This is a genomic window from Pseudoglutamicibacter cumminsii, from assembly GCF_016907775.1.
GTDB classification, from domain to species: domain Bacteria; phylum Actinomycetota; class Actinomycetes; order Actinomycetales; family Micrococcaceae; genus Pseudoglutamicibacter; species Pseudoglutamicibacter cumminsii.
This window is the reverse complement of sequence record NZ_JAFBCO010000001.1, coordinates 466643-482037: the sequence shown is the minus strand read 5'-3', so window position 1 is coordinate 482037 and position 15395 is coordinate 466643. Positions and strand designations below refer to the sequence as shown.

The window sequence follows — 15395 nt, the reverse complement described above, 5'->3', positions numbered from 1 at the left end:
TGATCATGAGCACCACCGTGACCGAGCAAACCGGCCAGGACTTCGATCCGCAAGCCGAGTTTGAGGCCCTGATCGCACAAGACGGCCGCGTAGAACCACGCGACTGGATGCCAGAGGCATACCGCAAGACGCTGGTGCGCCAGATCTCCCAGCACGCACACTCCGAGATCATCGGAATGCAGCCGGAAGGCAACTGGATCACCCGCGCACCAAGCCTCAAGCGCAAGTCCATCCTGATCGCCAAGGTCCAGGACGAAGCCGGCCACGGCCTCTACCTGTACTCGGCTGCAGAAACCCTCGGTACTCCACGCGATGAGCTTGTCGAGCAGTTGCTCGACGGCACCGCGAAGTACTCCTCGATCTTCAACTACCCAGCTAAGTACTGGGGTGACATCGGCGCGATCGGCTGGCTCGTTGACGGCGCAGCGATCGCTAACCAGGTTCCACTGTGCCGCTGCTCGTACGCACCGTACGGCCGCGCTATGGTCCGCGTCTGCAAGGAAGAGTCCTTCCACCAACGCCAGGGCTTCGAAGCCCTGCTCGCGCTCGCACGCGGAACCGAAGAGCAGAGGCAGATGGCCCAGGACGCCATTAACCGCTTCTACGAACCAGCTCTGTGCATGTTCGGTCCACCAGATGCAGACTCGAAGCACTCCAAGCAGTCCATGGCTTGGAACATTAAGCGTTTCTCCAACGACGACCTGCGCCAGCGCTTCGTCGGCATGATCGCCGAGCAGGTCAAGTTCCTCGGCCTGACCCTGCCAGACCCAGAGCTGCGCTACGACGAAGAGTCCGGCAAGTGGATCCACAAGGAACTCAACTGGGACGAGTTCTGGCGCGTCGTCAAGGGCGGTGGCCCAGCCAACGCTCAGCGCCTCGAACACCGTCGCCAGGCACACGAAAACGGCGCCTGGGTACGCGAGGCCGCCGCAGCATACGCACGTAAGCAGCAGGAAAAAGTGAGGAAGGCAGCCTGATGAGCGCAGAGAACCCAACTAACGCAACCGGCGCATCGCTCGCAGACACCAACGAATGGCCTCTGTGGGAGGTCTTCGTCCGCTCGTCCCGTGGCCTGTCCCACGTGCACGCCGGATCCCTGCACGCGGCAGACGCCGAAATGGCAGTCCGCAACGCACGCGACCTCTACACCCGGCGCAACGAAGGCGTGTCCCTGTGGGTTGTGCAGTCCGACGACATCATCGCATCAGACCCTCAGGACAAGGGCGCATTCTTCGAATCGCCAAAGGGCAAGGACTACCGCCACGCCATGTACTACACCGAGTCTGAAGGGGTGAAGCACCTGTGAAGTCTGAGGAACTCGATGAGCAACTGGCTGGCTACGGTGACTCCGTTGCCTCCGCTACTCGTGTAACCCCAGGCCACGCGCTCCGCCCAGAGGACATCGCGCTCAAGGAAGCTCCAAGCTCCGAAGACATCGCCGAATACGCCCTGTGGCTCGGCGACGACGCGCTGATCCTCTCGCAGCGCCTGCAGAAGTGGGTATCCAACGCCCCAGAAATGGAAGAGGACATCGCCCTGGCCAACATCGCGTTGGACCTGTTGGGTCACGCCCGTTCCTTCCTGACCTTTGCAGGAAAGTACTGGGACAAGGACGAAGACGAGCTCGCATACTTCCGTGACGAAGACGACTTCCGCAACCTCGTCATGGTCGAACAGCCAAACGGTCACTTCGGCGTGACCATCGCACGTCAGCTGCTGTTCTCGGTCTACCTTGAACTGCTCTACTCCCGCCTCGTGAAGTCTGAAGACGAAATGATCGCGGCAATCGCTGACAAGTCCCTGCGCGAAGTCCAGTACCACGTGGACCACGCACAGCAGTGGACTCTGCGCCTTGGCCTCGGCACCGAAGAGTCGCACGAAAAGATGGTCCACGCGTTCCGCGTGCTCTGGCCACACGTTGAAGAGCTCTTCATCGACCATCCATTGCAGGAACGTCTGGCAGAAAAGGGCATCGCCGTTCTGCCATCGACCCTCCGCGAAGAGTGGGAAACCCGCATCAAGGCCGTCCTCGAAGAAGCCTCCCTCGAGGTTCCAGAGGAGCCAGGTGCACTCGTTGACGGACGTTCCGGCAACCACTCTGAACACTTGGGCTACATCCTGATGGAAATGCAGGTGTTGGCCCGCCGACACCCAGGAGTTAAGTGGTGACAACTGATCGACGTAGCGCGCCGGCAACCGATAAGGACACGCTCTGGGAAATCGCATCCAGCGTGAACGACCCGGAAATCCCGGTGCTCAGCATCCATGACCTCGGCATCCTCCGTGACGTGGAGCTCGACGGCGACACCGCCGTCGTGACCATCACGCCAACCTACTCCGGCTGCCCAGCCATGGACACCATCGCCGACGACCTGCGCATCGCGTTCCGCGAAGCAGGATACGCCGGCGCGCGCGTCGACCTCACGCTGAGCCCAGCGTGGACCACCGACTGGATGACCGAAGAAGGCAAGAAGAAACTCGCCGAATACGGTATCGCTCCACCAGCCGGGTTATCGAAAGATGGCGGAAAGGTCATGCTCGGACTGAGCGTCAAATGCCCACGCTGCCACTCACTGAACACCCGCGAACTTACTCGTTTTGCTTCGACGGCATGCAAGGCGCTCTACCAGTGCAATGACTGCCACGAACCGTTCGACTACTTCAAGGTGCACTGACATGACTGAAGCTGCTTCCACTACACGCAAACGTGCCCGTTTTCACACGCTCAAGGTTTCCGAGATTCGCCGCCTGACGGCGAACGCTGTTGAAGTCACCTTCGATGTTCCAGAGGAAATCGCAGATGAGTTCGACTACGCGCCAGGCCAGTACGTAGCGCTGCGCGCCATGGTCCCGTCCTACGACGGCACCCCGGTTGAGCTGCGCCGCTCCTACTCGATTTCCCAGGCGCCAGTGCGCGGCGAAATCAAGGTCGGCATCAAGAAGGACCAGGGCGGTCTGTTCTCGACGTGGGCCAACGAAACCCTCGCGGTGGGCGACGAAATCGACGTCATGAGCCCGCAGGGTACGTTCGTCTCCAAGAAGGACCTGGTCCGCCCAGGCGAGGCCCAGCACCTCGTCGCGATCGCAGCGGGCTCCGGTATCACCCCGGTGATGGCTATTACCCGCTCGGTTCTCGAAGCTGACGACCGCTCCCAGGTTGACCTCGTGTACGCGAACCGCTCGTCTTCCGACGTGATGTTCGTTGAGGAACTGGCGGACCTCAAGGACAAGTACCCATCCCGGCTCGCGGTACACCACGTGCTGTCCCGCGAACAGCGCATCTCGCCGCTGCTGACCGGCCGCCTGGACCAGGAGAAGCTCGAACTACTTCTCAACAAGGTTCTGCGCACCGACCTCGCAGACGAGTGGTTCCTGTGCGGCCCGATGGAGCTCGTCCAGATGGTTCGCGACAACCTCGCAGAGCAGGGCGTTGAAGCTGAACGCGTCCGCTTCGAGCTGTTCACGACCGGCCAGGTCGGCGACCCAACCGGCCAGCACGGCAAGCCAGTCAAGATCGAAGAAGGCGAGCCTACCCGCGAGATCGAGTTCCAGGTTGACGGCCTCAAGGGCACCGTCGAATCCCCGATCGAAGCGCGCGAGACGATCCTCAACGCGGCACTGCGTGCCCGCCCGGATGTTCCATTCGCTTGCTCGGGTGGCGTGTGCGGTACGTGCCGCGCCAAGCTCGTGAGCGGTAACGTCGACATGGCTGAGAACTACGCGCTCGAGCAGGACGAGCTCGACGCCGGTTACATCCTGACCTGCCAGTCCGTCCCAACGACAGACAAGGTCGCCGTCGACTTCGACGCCTAACCAACTTAGACGGCCCGCCCACCCGGCGGGCCGTCGCTTTTCCCATCGTGCTTTCATAACTGAAAGGGCCACAGAGAACATGTCGATGATTCGTACCGAGAGCAACCAGCAGGGTGTACTCGAGATTGTTCTGGACGCTCCGAAGAAGCTGAACTCGATTGACGAAGTCGGTCTGGCTGAGCTCAAAGACACGCTCGCAACGGTTGCCGAGCAGATCAATGAAGGTTCCGTGCAGGCAGTGATTCTGCGCGGCGAAGGCCGCGCGTTCTGCGCAGGCCGCGATATTTCCCAGGTTGATCCGCTCAAGGACGACGTCAACCACTACCTCGGCGAGCTCACCGCTCCGGTCATGGACGCGATCCACGGGCTGCAGGTTCCAACGTTCGCCGTGGTCACGGGTGCGTGCCTCGGCGTGGGCTTGGGTCTCGCGGCATCCTGCGACGTCGTCTACGCCGCTGAAGACGCGAAGATCGGTTCCCCGTTCGCTAACCTCGGCGCTCTGCTCGATTCGGGCGGCCACCACCTGTTCGTGACCCGCTTGGGCCCGCATCGTGCGCTGGACCTGATCTACACGGGTGAGCTGATCTCTGGCGAGCAGGCCGTGCGTGAGGGCTTGTTCTCGCGTTCCCTGCCTGCCGATGAAGTGCTCGAGTTCACGCGTAAGACCGCCGGCCGCGTGGCCCGCGGTGCGCTGGATTCCTACCGCGCCTCCAAGCAACTCGTGTTCCAGATCCGCGACGAGAACCTCGGCTTCAACGCCTCCGTTGCCGAAGAAGCACGCCTGCAGGAAGTTCTGCGCACCACCGATAACTACCAGGAAGGCTTCAAGTCCTTCCAGGAGAAGCGCAAGCCGGAATTCAAACCGACGCTTCCACGCGAACGCTGGTAAAACTCACGTCAGCTGTCGGCTTCATCCCCCGTCAGCCTCATCCCAGTGGCGCTGGCTCGCGTCCAGGATGAGGCCGATGGCGGTGAGGACGTGATCTGCTTGCTCGACGCTGAGGCTGGAAGCAACTGCGGCGACCCACTCGGTCTGCGCCGCTTGCGCGGCCTCGACAGCCGCGCGGCCCTTCTTGGTCGGCGCGAGCAGGCTTGCGCGGGAATGCTTGGGGTTGGAACGGTACGTTGCGAGACCAAGCTTGACCGCATCGTCGGCTACGCGTTGAACGGACTGCCGGGTGAGACCGAGAGTGCGGGCGATCTCGGACACGGTGGCTGGTTTGAGCGCCGCGGCCTGGATGACCTGCCAGCGCGCCGGCGTGAGGTCGTTTTCCGAGGCGACGACTTCGGCCGAGTAGATGAACTCGGAATGCGCTTGCGATACCGCGGAGATGAGGGCCCCGAAGTCTTCGGGGTTCATGGGGTCATTCTTTCCGGCCTGGTTCTTTCCGGGCTGCTTCGTCATGCGTCCGGGCTTTCGGGCTCGTGGTCTTCGAAGATCAGGTGGGTCTGGGTGTCCATGACTTCCGGCATCGGCTGGAGCACTTCGAATACGACGCGGCGCAGGGCTTCGTTATCGGCCGCGCGCACCAGAAGCATCACATCGAACGTGCCCCCGACGAGGGCAAAGTGGTGGACTTCCGGGATCAGGCTGAGCCGTTCTTGGAGGGCGCGCCACGAGTGCTGCCGAAGCTTGAGGGTCACGTAGGCGGATGAGCGTAGGCCCATCGCCGCGTGGTTGACCGTTGCCGTATATCCGGTGATCACCCCGCGTTCACGCAGGCTTGCGATCCTTTGATAGGCGTGGGCGCGCGAGATGTGCACGTTGCTTGCGATCGCGGAGACCGATGCGCGCCCGTCTTTGAGGAGTTCGGAGACGATGGCTGCGTCGACCGCATCCAAAGCGGGCGCAAAAGCCGGGTTATGAGCCACTGCAAACAGCCCCTTGAAGCGCTAGACAAAATGACAACGTCCACGGCGGATGCGTAGACGAATTTCCGGACTCACTGCGCAGGGCGGCAAATCCTCTGATCATTTTGGCACACATGGCGACGAAAAGCTTAAGCAGGCATCATAGAGAGCATGACTGATCATGTGAGCCAAACCACAGGGTCGGGGGCTGAAGTGACTCAGCCGCTCGATGGAACGCGCGTTGGAGACTCGGTCTCACGCGCATCGGAATCATTCGGTATTTCCGTAGAGGACTACTTGCTGCCTACTCGTGGGCGCGTCCAGCTGATTGATGAGCAGGGGCGTCTGCGTCCACGCGAAGAGCAAGGTATCGCGCCGGGTCACGAGTACCCGTTGCCAGACGGCGAACGGTTGCTCGATGCGTACGAGAAGCTCGTGGTTGGCCGCCGCATCAACGACCAGAACGCTGCACTCGTGCGGCAGGGCCGTATGGCGGTGTACCCATCGAGCCACGGCCAGGAAGCGTGTCAGGTTGCAGTGGCGGCTGCACTTGAAGAACGTGACTGGCTGTTCCCGACCTACCGCGACACCGTCGCTGTGATTTCGCGCGGCGTTGTTCCGGAGGAAGTCATGACCGGCTTCCGCGGCGAGTGGCACCAGGGTTACAACCCGTATGACCACAACACCGCTGTTCAGTCGACCCCTTTGACGACTCAGTTGTTGCACGCTGTGGGTGTCGCTCACGCGGCACGCATGCGCGGCGAGGACACGGTCGTGATCGCGTTGTGTGGTGACGGCGCGACATCGGAAGGTGACTTCCACGAGGCACTGAACTTCGCGGCTGTCTACAACCTTCCAGTGATCTTCTTCGTTCAGAACAACGGTTACGCGATTTCGGTTCCGCTCGCACAGCAGTCCGTTGCGCCATCGTTGGCTCACAAGGCTGTTGGTTACGGTATGGCCGGTGAGCGTGTTGACGGTAACGACCTGGGCGCGCTTTTGGCTGTGCTTGATCGCGCGGTCAAGATCGCTCGCGAAGGCTCGGGCCCGCTGCTGATCGAAGCTGAGACGTACCGCATGCAGGCGCACACGAACGCTGATGACGACACGCGTTACCGCGAGTCTGATGAGGTTCAGGAGTGGCTCGCTAAGGACCCTGTGGTCCGCATGGAGGCGTACCTGCGCAACGAGGGCCTGCTCGATGACGAGAAGGCCGAGCAGATCAAGGCTCATGCTGAGCAGGTCGCTAAGGAGCTTCGCGATGCGATGAACCGCGAGATCACCCCTGACCCGAACGATCTCTTCAAGTACGTCTACGTTGAGCAGACCCCGCAGCTCGCCGAGCAGGCTGAGATGCTCGCTGCTGAGCTGGAAAGTGACTCTGCATCCCAGGAAGGTGAGGCCAAGTGAGCCCCAAGCAAATGTCCCCTGAGGAAAAGCAGGCGGAGTTCGGCGGCGTAGCCGACTCGGTGCGCGGTAAGAATGAGTCGGCTGTGCCGCCTGCCCGAGAGCCTCGCCCAGCTGGCCCTACCTCGTTCGCTGCGGCGCTGAACACTGCGCTTGCGGATGCGATGGAAGCTGACGATGCGGTTCTGATGTTCGGTGAGGACGTCGGTAAGCTCGGTGGCGTTTTCCGCATCACTGATGGCCTGCAGGAGCGTTTCGGTAACAAGCGTTGCTTCGATACGCCGCTCGCTGAGTCCGGTATCGCTGGTATGGCGATCGGTATGGCGATGAACGGTATGCGTCCGGTTATCGAGATGCAGTTCGATGCGTTCGCGTACCCGGCGCTTGAGCAGATCCTGAGCCACATCGCCAAGATGCATAACCGTACGCGCGGCCACGTCCGTTTGCCGCTCGTGATCCGTGTGCCTCACGCTGGTGGTGTGGGTGGTGTTGAGCACCACTGTGACTCCTCGGAGTCGTTGTACGCTCACACCCCGGGTTTGAAGGTCTTCATCCCATCGGGTGTTGAGGACGCCTACCTCATGCTGCGTGAAGCGATCGACTCGGATGACCCTGTGGTGTTCTTCGAGCCGAAGAAGCTGTACTTTGGCCGCGAGGAGGCTGACCTTGAGTCCCTCAAGCAGGAGTACGAGGCTAAGAAGGCCGCTCGCCGTAGCGGTACCGCACGTGTTCTGCGTGAGGGTAAGGACGCGACCATCGTGACGTATGGTGCGTCGGTTTCGACCGCTCTCAAGGCCGCTGAGGCTGCTGTTGAGGAAGGTTTCGACCTCGAGGTCATCGACGTTCGCACGATCGTTCCGTACGACGACGCAACCGTGGATGCTTCCGTCCGTAAGACGGGCCGCGCCCTTGTGGTCGCTGAAACCCCGGGCTTCGCATCGATCGCGTCCGAACTCGTGGCGCGCATCCAGGAACGTAACTTTTTCTCGCTGGCTTCGCCGGTCAAGCGCGTGACGGGCTTCGACATCCCGTTCCCGTCGCCGATGCTTGAGAAGTACCAGCTGCCTAGTGTTGACCGCATCCTCGATGCTGTTGACGAGATGACGTGGGAGGACTAATGGCACAGACGTTTACTCTCCCGGACCTCGGGGAAGGCCTGACCGAGGCTGATCTGGTTGCGTGGCACGTCGCTGAAGGCGACACGGTCGAGATCGACCAGATCGTTGCCGAGGTTGAGACGGCTAAGTCTGTCGTTGAGATTCCGTCGCCGTTCGAGGGCACGGTTTTGAAGCTGTATGGCGCGCCTGGCGAGACGATGGTCGTGGGCGATTCGCTCATCACCGTCGGCGACGCTGGCGAGTCCGCTGGCGACGACGGTGGTTCCGGTGCCGATGCCGAGGCTGAGGTTATCCGTGAAGGCGCGCAGTCCTACCGCGAGGAAGAGCGTGCCGGCACTGGCTCGGGCAACGTCCTGATCGGTTACGGAACGAGCGAAGACGAAGGTGGTGCTCGCCGTCGTCGTCGTGGCCGCCGCCGTGGTGCTGAGTCCGCATCGGCCGCTGCTACCGCACCAGCTGCTCAGCAGTCCCAGCCGCAGGGTGAGGACGTTGCTCCGCGCGTCATCAACCCGCTGGTTCGTAAGCTCGCTCGTGACAACGGCGTCGACATCAGCTCGGTCAAGGGAACTGGCCCTGAGGGCCTGATCATGCGCGCCGATGTGCAGGCAGCGATCGATGGCGGCGCACAGTCCGCGCCGCACACCTCGGGTGCTGTTCTGGGTAACGAGGCCGCTTCCGTATCGCAGGATGCCGGCGCTGGCGAGCTGGATGCTCGTACCGGTTTGACGGTTGAGTCCCGCACCCCAATGACGGGTGTTCGCAAGGTTGTTGCGGAGACGATGTCGCGTTCGCGCCGCGAGATTCCGGAAGCGACCGTGTGGGTCGATGTGGATGCGACCGAGCTGCTTGAGTGGCGTAAGAAGCTCAAGCCGAACGCGGAAGGCCGCGTGCCTGGTGTGCTTTCGCTGATCGGCCGTTTCGTGACGGCTGGCTTGATGCAGGTTCCGGATCTGAACGCTCGCATCGACGAGCTCGAGGACGGCACGTCGGAGATTGTTCGTTTCGATGGCGTCAACCTGGGTATCGCGGCGCAGACCGACCGCGGCCTCGTGGTTCCGGCTGTCGCTGATGCGCAGAAGCTTTCGGCGCGTGAGCTGGATGCTGCGATCGGTGAGCTGGTCAAGACCGCTCGTGACGGCAAGTGCACCCCGAACGAGTTGATGCGCGGCACGTTCACCCTGAACAACTATGGCGTGTTCAACGTTGACGGTTCGGCTGCGATCATCAACCACCCGCAGGTTGCGATCATGGGCTTGGGCCGCATCAAGGAACGCCCGTGGGTTGTCGACGGCGAGATCGTGGTTCGCTCGATCATGGAGTTGACGCTGGCCTTCGACCACCGCGTGTGCGACGGCGGTGCCGCGAGCGAGTTCCTGCGTTACGTCGCTGACGCGATCGAGAACCCGGCGGAGGCTCTCGCGAGCCTGTAGCCGCTAGCGATGCGCGAGCATCGTTGAAGACTGCTGCATTGAATAGACTGCGGGCCCTGACACGGATTGTGTCAGGGCCCGCAGTCGTGTGCGTCGAAACGCGTGGTGTGAGGAATGTTGGGCCGCGTCTAGCGACTGCTGCGGGACGGCACCGCGAGCCGCTCGATGACGCCGAACAGTGCGAGCGCGGTGCCAGTGATGAGGCCGACCGCAAGGATAGTGAACCATTCGCTGGCAGCTGCCGCGGCGTCGTTGGCTGTTGCGGTGAGCGGACGGGACTGAACCGCGTTCACGAACTCAGGCAACAGCATCACCGCGGCGCTGATCGCGACGAGACCGAATCCGGCCACGGTGCATAGCGCGGCAGGGAACGTGGTGGGGCGTCGGCCGGCGTCAATCCATCCGATGATTCCGGCGGCGATCAGCGCGAAGAAACTCACCACAAGGTAGGAACCGACTACGTCAGCGGGGCGGTGCCACGACATGATGAGGGTTACGGACCCGCCGATGGCCGCAACGAGCGCCCCGACGAAGCTGAACCAGGTGCGTGCCCGCGGAGGCATCGAGAGGAGCGCGGCGAGCATCCCACCGATCGCGAGAGCCGAGTGCCCCGAGGGGAAGCTGTTGACGTAGGCCTCGGAGACCCCTGTGAAGGGGCGTTCGAGGAGGAGTTCCTTGAGGATGCGGACGCACACAACCCCGGCCCCGGTCGCGCCGAGGGCGATCGCCGGTACGAGCACGGAGCGGCGGACAAAAACGTTGATGATAGTCAGCGCGAGCCCCGCGATGCCGATCGCGACCGGGATCTGGGTGAACCACTCGAGTTCGTTGCGCAGCGCTGGGGTGTCTTGCACGAAGCGGCGCGCACCGAGCAGGGCGCGTTCGTCGAGCCATTGGCCGCGAACCGTCTTGATGAAAGCCCAGTAGGTGAGGGCGAAGAGCGCTAGGACACCGAGGGACAGCACGGTGGTGCCGAGGACTCGTGGCCATAGCCTCGGTTGTGACACGACGCGCAGGGGCGCGGTGTCTGTTGAGAGGTGAGGCATGCTCCTAGAGTGTCATGTTCTGCTGGGTAGAAGCTGAAGCCGCGCCGGATGCCGGATGCGGGGTAGGTCTCATGCCCCGCGCCTGCGCCGGCACCCGCCCCGCACATGGCCCGCGGAACGGTTTCGTTCCCCGCGGCTCGGTATCGTGTTTTTCATGACTGAGCGTGGTGCGAGTGGCATGAGTGGTGTGAGCGTGTTGTGGGATGAGTCGGTTCGGTTTCCGTCTTTGGCTGAGCTGAAGGAGGCGGCCGTGGTGGTGCGGTTGCCGATGAATGTGCGGTTCCGCGGGGTTGTGGAGCGTGAGGTTCTGCTGTTGGAGGGCCCTACGGGGTGGGGCGAGTTTTCGCCGTTCCTTGAGTATGGGCCTGCGGAGGCGTCGCGTTGGCTTGCGGCCGGGGTCGAGGCAGCGTGGCGTGGCTGGCCTGAGCCGGTGCGCGATGCGGTGTCGGTCAACGGTACGGTCCCTGCGGTTGCGGCGGAGCGGATCCCGGAGGTGCTGGCGCGGTACGACGGCGTGGGCACGGTCAAGGTCAAAGTTGCGGAGCGCGGGCAGTCGGTTGATGAGGATGTTGCCCGGGTTGCCGCGGTTGCGCGTGAACTGCCGGGGGTTCGCATACGGGTGGACGCGAATGAGGGCTGGGATCACGACACCGCTGTGGATGCGTTGAGCCGGCTTGCTGAGTTTGATCTTGAGTATGCGGAGCAGCCTGTTGCCGGGATCGAGGGGCTGGCTCGGTTGCGTGAGGCGTTGGATGCCCGCGGCGTGGGCGTGCGGTTGGCGGCTGATGAGGCGGTGCGGAAGTCTGATGACCCGTTGAAGGTTGCGCGGATGGGTGCGGCTGAGGTGATTATCGTCAAGGTTCAGCCGTTGGGTGGTGTGCGCGCCGCGCTGCAGATTGTGGAGCAGGCTGGTTTGGATGCGGTGGTGTCGTCAGCTTTGGATTCCTCGGTGGGGTTGGCTGGCGGGGTCGCGTTGGCGGCGGCGTTGCCGGAGCTGAAGTATGCGTGCGGGCTGGGTACGGGTGCCCTTTTTGCTGACGATGTGGTTGCGCCTGGTCTGAAACCGCAGGCTGGTGTTTTGCCGGTGGGTGCGGTGGTTCCGGAGCGTGGGAAACTTGAGGCCTTAGCTGTTGATGCTGGTCGGCGTGCGTGGTGGATGGACCGTTTGGAGGCGTGTTATGCCGAATTGTTGGGTTGATTGGCCTGCTCCGGTCCCGAATGCGGCGATGCTGTTCAAGGTCATGGATGCGTTGCCGACGCCGAGGCCGGGAGTCGGCTCTCACTCATAGACTGGTGCCATGCCTTCTTTGTCTGCTGTTGAGTCCGCGCGTCTGATTGTTCAGGGGTGTGTCTCCGCTGGGATGCAGCATGTGGTGGTTGCGCCCGGTTCGCGTTCGGCGCCGTTGGCGTATGCGCTCGCCGAGGCTGAGCGTGACAGTGTGTTGTCGGTTCATGCGCGGCTCGATGAGCGTGAGGCCGGGTTCTTGGCGCTGGGGCTGGCCATGGCGTCCGATGCGCCGGTTGCTGTGGTCACGACGTCCGGTTCCGCTGTTGCGAATCTGTTTCCGGCGTTGATGGAGGCCGCGCACGCGGGCGTCAAGCTCGTGTTGTTGACGGCGGATAGGCCCGAACGATTGCACGGCACGGGTGCTTCGCAGACTACGCAGCAGGCGGGAATTTTTGCGGAGCACACGCGTGTGAGCGTGCATGTTCCTGCTGGTGAGGACCCGACTGGGCTGGTCGCTGAGGCGTTGGTTGCGGGGCTCGGCAATAAGCAGCACGCGCCGGGTCCGGTGCATATCAACTGTGCTTTCGAGGATCCGCTGTATCCGTCCAGCGACGCGATGATCACGGGCGAAGAGGGGCCTGCGGACGTCTCCGAGCGCCGGCACCCAGAACTGAGCGATGTCGAGCTTCTGGAGATGGACGCGCTCGCCGCAACGGTTCCGGTTCCGCGTGCCCTTTCGCGCGAGACGCTACGCGCCGTGGCAGGAGAGGGCGCGGCCGCAGGAGAGGGCGATCACCAACGCCGCACGCATAACCAACGCCGTACCGTTGTCATCGCTGGCCACGATGCCGGCGAGGAGGCCGCGCATTTCGCGGACGCTCTGGATTTGCCGTTGCTCGCGGAGCCGTCTTCGAATGCCCGCCAGGGCGAGAACGCGTTGACGGCGTATCAGTTCACGCTCGCGGCGTTCGCGGACCAGATTGAGGCGGTCGTATTGTTCGGCCGGCCGACCTTGTCGCGGCCTATCAACGCTTTGCTTGCGCGCGAAGACATCCCGTCGGCCGGCTATGCGCCTGGACCGCTCGCGTGGTGTGAGCTGTCCAAGCGGCGCGAGGCCCCGGTGCGTAGCTTCGCTGAGGCCGCTGAGTTCGCAGGGGTCGGTCCTGAGGGATGGGTTGAAGCGTGGCGCGAAGCCGATGACCGCGTCGTCGCTGCCGTGAACATGGTGGTCGCGGAGCGGGAGCAGGTCACGGGCCGACTCACGGGGCCTTCTCTTGCCGCCGATGTGTGGGCCGGCTTGTACGGGCCTGCCGTGATCGGGTCATCGCGCCCGGTGCGCGACATGGACATCGCCGCAACCCCGCGCCGTGGCCGCGGCCCTCGCGTGTATGCGAACCGTGGTCTCGCCGGCATCGATGGCACCATTTCCACGGCCGCTGGGATCGCGCTCGCCGAGCGGCGCCGGACGCTCGCGTTCATGGGCGATGTCACGTTCCTGTACGGGGCTCCAGGGATGCTCGTGCCTTCGCTTGAAGCGGTTCCGCAGCTCGATGTTGTGGTTGCCGACGACGGCGGAGGCACCATTTTCTCGACGCTCGAGCATGGCACTGTGGCGGCGCGGGGCGGTTATAAGGAGGCGGTGGATCGCTTCTTCCGCGTGCCACACGGTCTTGACGTGGTTGAGTTGGCTCGCGCGTATGGCTGGGATGCGCAACGGGTCAGTTCACATGAGGGAGTGCGGGAATGGCTCGACGCCGGCCGCACCGCGAAGGGGTGCCGGCTCTTGGTCGTGGACACGGAGCGTGAGAAGCCACGTGAACTGCATCGTGCGCTCGCCGCAGCCGCCACGGAAGCGCTCGCTGAGCTGGGTTAGTTGCTGAGCTGGCCTAGTTCTTGGCTGGCGCCGGAACGCCGAGTGCTTGGAGCATCGGGCGCATCTTCGCCCATGTTTCTTGCAGCTCAGCAGCGGGCTCGGAATCTGCGACGATCCCGCACCCTGCCCATAACCGGATCCGTTCGGGGACTCGCTTGGCCTCATCGCCACAGGGGCTGAGCGTGACCTCGGTCGGGAACGTGTTGTTCCCAACGTGAGCGGCTGTCGGCGACTCGGGGCCGTAGCCTTCTAGGACCCCGCACCGCAGGGCGATGCCGAATTCGCCGTTGCCGCGAGCATCGACCCACCCAACAGGGCCGGCGTAGGCTCCACGGTCGATCCGTTCGATGTCTCGGATGATGCGTCCCGCCAGCAGACGCGGCGTCCCGCACACCGCGGCGGTCGGGTGCACGGCGCGCAACAAATCGAGCACGCTGTACGGTCCGGCCTCGGCTGAGCCGATGCGAGCCCGCACATCGGATGCGAGGTGCCACACGTTCGGTAGGGTCAGCACGAACGGTGCGGCGGGGGAGTGCAGCTCGGTCACGAACGGCTCAAGCTCTTCGACGAGCGAATCGATCGCGTACTGGTGCTCTTCAAGCTGTTTCTGGTCGTTTGCGAGTTCGAATGCGCCGTCTTCGCCGTGATTGGCGCGGTCGAGCGTCCCGGCGAGCACGCGGGCGCGCGCGATGCCGTCGTGCGCTTCGATCAGCATTTCCGGGGTCGCGCCGATAATTCCGTCCACCGAGTACACCCAGCAGTCCGTGTAGCGGGCCGCGAGCGCGTGAAGCGTTGGCACCACGCGCACGCCCCCAGGAACGTCTACGGTGACGTCGCGGGACAGCACCGCTTTCGCTAGCTCGCCAGAACGGATGCGTTCGATGGCGCTACGGACCCCGTCTTGGAAGCGGGCTTCGCTCGTGTGCGCATGATCGACGATGCGGGCGCCGGCTCCATCTGCCTCCTCGCCAGCCGCGCCGCCAGATACCTCGCCGGAATCAGCCTCGCCAGCCTCGCCGCGTACGCGCGAGGCGTACGCTTCAAGATCCTCGAGGCTCGGCTCCGACCCCAGCTCCTCAGCATCCTCTGGCGCGAGGATCACCGTGATCCACGAGAGATCGCCGTTGCGGCCCCACACAACCTTCGGAACAATCAGTACCGAGTCACGGCCCGAAGCCCGCGAAAAAGCAACCGAAGAAAACGCCGTGAGCCCCGTACCGGAGGCAACAACCGCATCGTCCACCGTTGCTACTGAACACAGCTCGCGCCATGCGGAAGCCAACGCATCGATCCGGTCATCACCGCGGGCATTCAAGCGCAGAACCTCCCCTGAGCCGACCATCGACGTTTCACCGCGAGCCCACACGTGATCCCACGGGCCAGCAACATCGGCGAGGGGTGCCGGGGCGGCCATCGCCGGATGCATGCCGCGAGCGCGAGTCACGACGCGCAGACGAGACAGCTGCGGCACGCTGAAAGAATCTGCACGGGAATCCACGGAAGAAGTCATATCGGCCTCAGTCTATTAGCTGGCGCAACTCTATGAGCTGCCAGACAGCGGCTGACCACGGCGCCGTTGATGGCCAGATTGCCGGCGCGCTACGGCCATGGTTTCGACTGCGTGCGAGT

15 protein-coding genes are annotated in these 15395 nt (G+C 63.4%); 11 read left to right on the top strand and 4 right to left on the bottom strand.

Annotated elements, in window-relative coordinates; translation table 11 throughout:
• The first annotated feature begins 5 nt into the window (after positions 1–5).
• From paaA to JOD50_RS02175, 6 genes are all read left to right on the top strand, one after another.
• On the top strand, positions 6–977 hold the full coding sequence (paaA, locus tag JOD50_RS02200) for a 1,2-phenylacetyl-CoA epoxidase subunit PaaA (protein WP_204880240.1): 972 nt from the start codon (positions 6–8) through the stop codon (positions 975–977).
• Positions 977–1306 carry a 1,2-phenylacetyl-CoA epoxidase subunit PaaB gene (gene paaB / locus JOD50_RS02195; RefSeq protein ID WP_204880239.1) on the top strand — a complete coding sequence of 110 codons (330 nt, stop codon included), beginning with the start codon at positions 977–979 and terminating at the stop codon, positions 1304–1306. The genes paaA and paaB overlap by 1 nt, the downstream gene beginning before the upstream one ends.
• Positions 1303–2169, top strand: coding sequence for a 1,2-phenylacetyl-CoA epoxidase subunit PaaC (gene paaC / locus JOD50_RS02190; RefSeq protein ID WP_204880238.1), 867 nt, complete (start codon positions 1303–1305; stop codon positions 2167–2169). Before paaB ends, paaC begins: the two co-directional genes overlap by 4 nt.
• Positions 2166–2675: a 1,2-phenylacetyl-CoA epoxidase subunit PaaD gene (paaD, locus tag JOD50_RS02185; protein ID WP_204880237.1), complete on the top strand. Its 510-nt coding sequence runs from the start codon at positions 2166–2168 to the stop codon at positions 2673–2675. The genes paaC and paaD overlap by 4 nt, the downstream gene beginning before the upstream one ends.
• A gap of 1 nt (position 2676) precedes the next feature.
• Entirely contained in the window at positions 2677–3813 is a 1137-nt protein-coding gene (gene paaE / locus JOD50_RS02180) for a 1,2-phenylacetyl-CoA epoxidase subunit PaaE (RefSeq protein WP_035757917.1), read from the top strand.
• A gap of 79 nt (positions 3814–3892) precedes the next feature.
• Complete coding sequence (locus JOD50_RS02175) at positions 3893–4702, top strand: enoyl-CoA hydratase/isomerase family protein (protein WP_420825522.1); 810 nt, start codon at positions 3893–3895, stop codon at positions 4700–4702.
• A gap of 21 nt (positions 4703–4723) precedes the next feature.
• Here JOD50_RS02175 and JOD50_RS02170 read toward each other — a convergent pair whose 3' ends face one another.
• Positions 4724–5218, bottom strand: coding sequence for a MarR family winged helix-turn-helix transcriptional regulator (locus JOD50_RS02170; RefSeq protein WP_204880236.1), 495 nt, complete (start codon positions 5216–5218; stop codon positions 4724–4726).
• Positions 5215–5685: an Lrp/AsnC family transcriptional regulator gene (locus tag JOD50_RS02165; protein ID WP_204880235.1), complete on the bottom strand. Its 471-nt coding sequence runs from the start codon at positions 5683–5685 to the stop codon at positions 5215–5217. Before JOD50_RS02165 ends, JOD50_RS02170 begins: the two co-directional genes overlap by 4 nt.
• Positions 5686–5826: 141 nt before the next feature.
• Between JOD50_RS02165 and pdhA the strand changes: the two genes are divergently transcribed.
• The 3 genes from pdhA to JOD50_RS02150 all read left to right on the top strand — a co-directional run bounded on the left by pdhA (position 5827) and on the right by JOD50_RS02150 (position 9619).
• Entirely contained in the window at positions 5827–7074 is a 1248-nt protein-coding gene (pdhA, locus tag JOD50_RS02160; protein ID WP_420825538.1) for a pyruvate dehydrogenase (acetyl-transferring) E1 component subunit alpha, read from the top strand.
• Between the two features lie 161 nt (positions 7075–7235).
• Positions 7236–8189 (top strand): alpha-ketoacid dehydrogenase subunit beta, encoded by a 954-nt coding sequence (locus tag JOD50_RS02155; RefSeq protein WP_239541647.1) that lies wholly within the window; start codon positions 7236–7238, stop codon positions 8187–8189.
• The gene (locus JOD50_RS02150) at positions 8189–9619 is read left to right on the top strand and encodes a dihydrolipoamide acetyltransferase family protein (RefSeq protein ID WP_204880233.1); all 1431 of its coding nucleotides are present in this window, start codon (positions 8189–8191) and stop codon (positions 9617–9619) included. The genes JOD50_RS02155 and JOD50_RS02150 overlap by 1 nt, the downstream gene beginning before the upstream one ends.
• Positions 9620–9747: 128 nt before the next feature.
• Here the strand turns inward: JOD50_RS02150 and JOD50_RS02145 are convergent, their stop codons facing one another.
• Positions 9748–10665 (bottom strand): phosphatase PAP2 family protein, encoded by a 918-nt coding sequence (locus tag JOD50_RS02145; protein WP_204880232.1) that lies wholly within the window; start codon positions 10663–10665, stop codon positions 9748–9750.
• Between the two features lie 154 nt (positions 10666–10819).
• Here JOD50_RS02145 and JOD50_RS02140 point away from each other — a divergent pair, with 154 nt between their 5' ends.
• Both JOD50_RS02140 and menD read left to right on the top strand, forming a co-directional pair.
• Positions 10820–11863 carry an o-succinylbenzoate synthase gene (locus tag JOD50_RS02140; protein WP_239541495.1) on the top strand — a complete coding sequence of 348 codons (1044 nt, stop codon included), beginning with the start codon at positions 10820–10822 and terminating at the stop codon, positions 11861–11863.
• Positions 11864–11963: 100 nt separating this feature from the next.
• Positions 11964–13766: a 2-succinyl-5-enolpyruvyl-6-hydroxy-3-cyclohexene-1-carboxylic-acid synthase gene (gene menD / locus JOD50_RS02135; RefSeq protein ID WP_204880231.1), complete on the top strand. Its 1803-nt coding sequence runs from the start codon at positions 11964–11966 to the stop codon at positions 13764–13766.
• A gap of 13 nt (positions 13767–13779) precedes the next feature.
• Here menD and JOD50_RS02130 read toward each other — a convergent pair whose 3' ends face one another.
• The gene (locus JOD50_RS02130) at positions 13780–15276 is read right to left on the bottom strand and encodes an isochorismate synthase (protein ID WP_204880230.1); all 1497 of its coding nucleotides are present in this window, start codon (positions 15274–15276) and stop codon (positions 13780–13782) included.
• Positions 15277–15395: the final 119 nt, after the last annotated feature.

Bases quoted from the DNA above. Each gene is read 5' to 3' on its own strand.
- paaA (WP_204880240.1), top strand. From the start codon at position 6: ATGAGCACCACCGTGACCGAGCAAACCGGCCAGGACTTCGATCCGCAA.
- paaB (WP_204880239.1), top strand. From the start codon at position 977: ATGAGCGCAGAGAACCCAACTAACGCAACCGGCGCATCGCTCGCAGAC.
- paaE (WP_035757917.1), top strand. From the start codon at position 2,677: ATGACTGAAGCTGCTTCCACTACACGCAAACGTGCCCGTTTTCACACG.
- JOD50_RS02175 (WP_420825522.1), top strand. From the start codon at position 3,893: ATGTCGATGATTCGTACCGAGAGCAACCAGCAGGGTGTACTCGAGATT.
- JOD50_RS02170 (WP_204880236.1), bottom strand. From the start codon at position 5,218: ATGACGAAGCAGCCCGGAAAGAACCAGGCCGGAAAGAATGACCCCATG.
- JOD50_RS02155 (WP_239541647.1), top strand. From the start codon at position 7,236: ATGGAAGCTGACGATGCGGTTCTGATGTTCGGTGAGGACGTCGGTAAG.
- JOD50_RS02150 (WP_204880233.1), top strand. From the start codon at position 8,189: ATGGCACAGACGTTTACTCTCCCGGACCTCGGGGAAGGCCTGACCGAG.
- JOD50_RS02145 (WP_204880232.1), bottom strand. From the start codon at position 10,665: ATGCCTCACCTCTCAACAGACACCGCGCCCCTGCGCGTCGTGTCACAA.
- JOD50_RS02140 (WP_239541495.1), top strand. From the start codon at position 10,820: ATGACTGAGCGTGGTGCGAGTGGCATGAGTGGTGTGAGCGTGTTGTGG.
- menD (WP_204880231.1), top strand. From the start codon at position 11,964: ATGCCTTCTTTGTCTGCTGTTGAGTCCGCGCGTCTGATTGTTCAGGGG.
- JOD50_RS02130 (WP_204880230.1), bottom strand. From the start codon at position 15,276: ATGACTTCTTCCGTGGATTCCCGTGCAGATTCTTTCAGCGTGCCGCAG.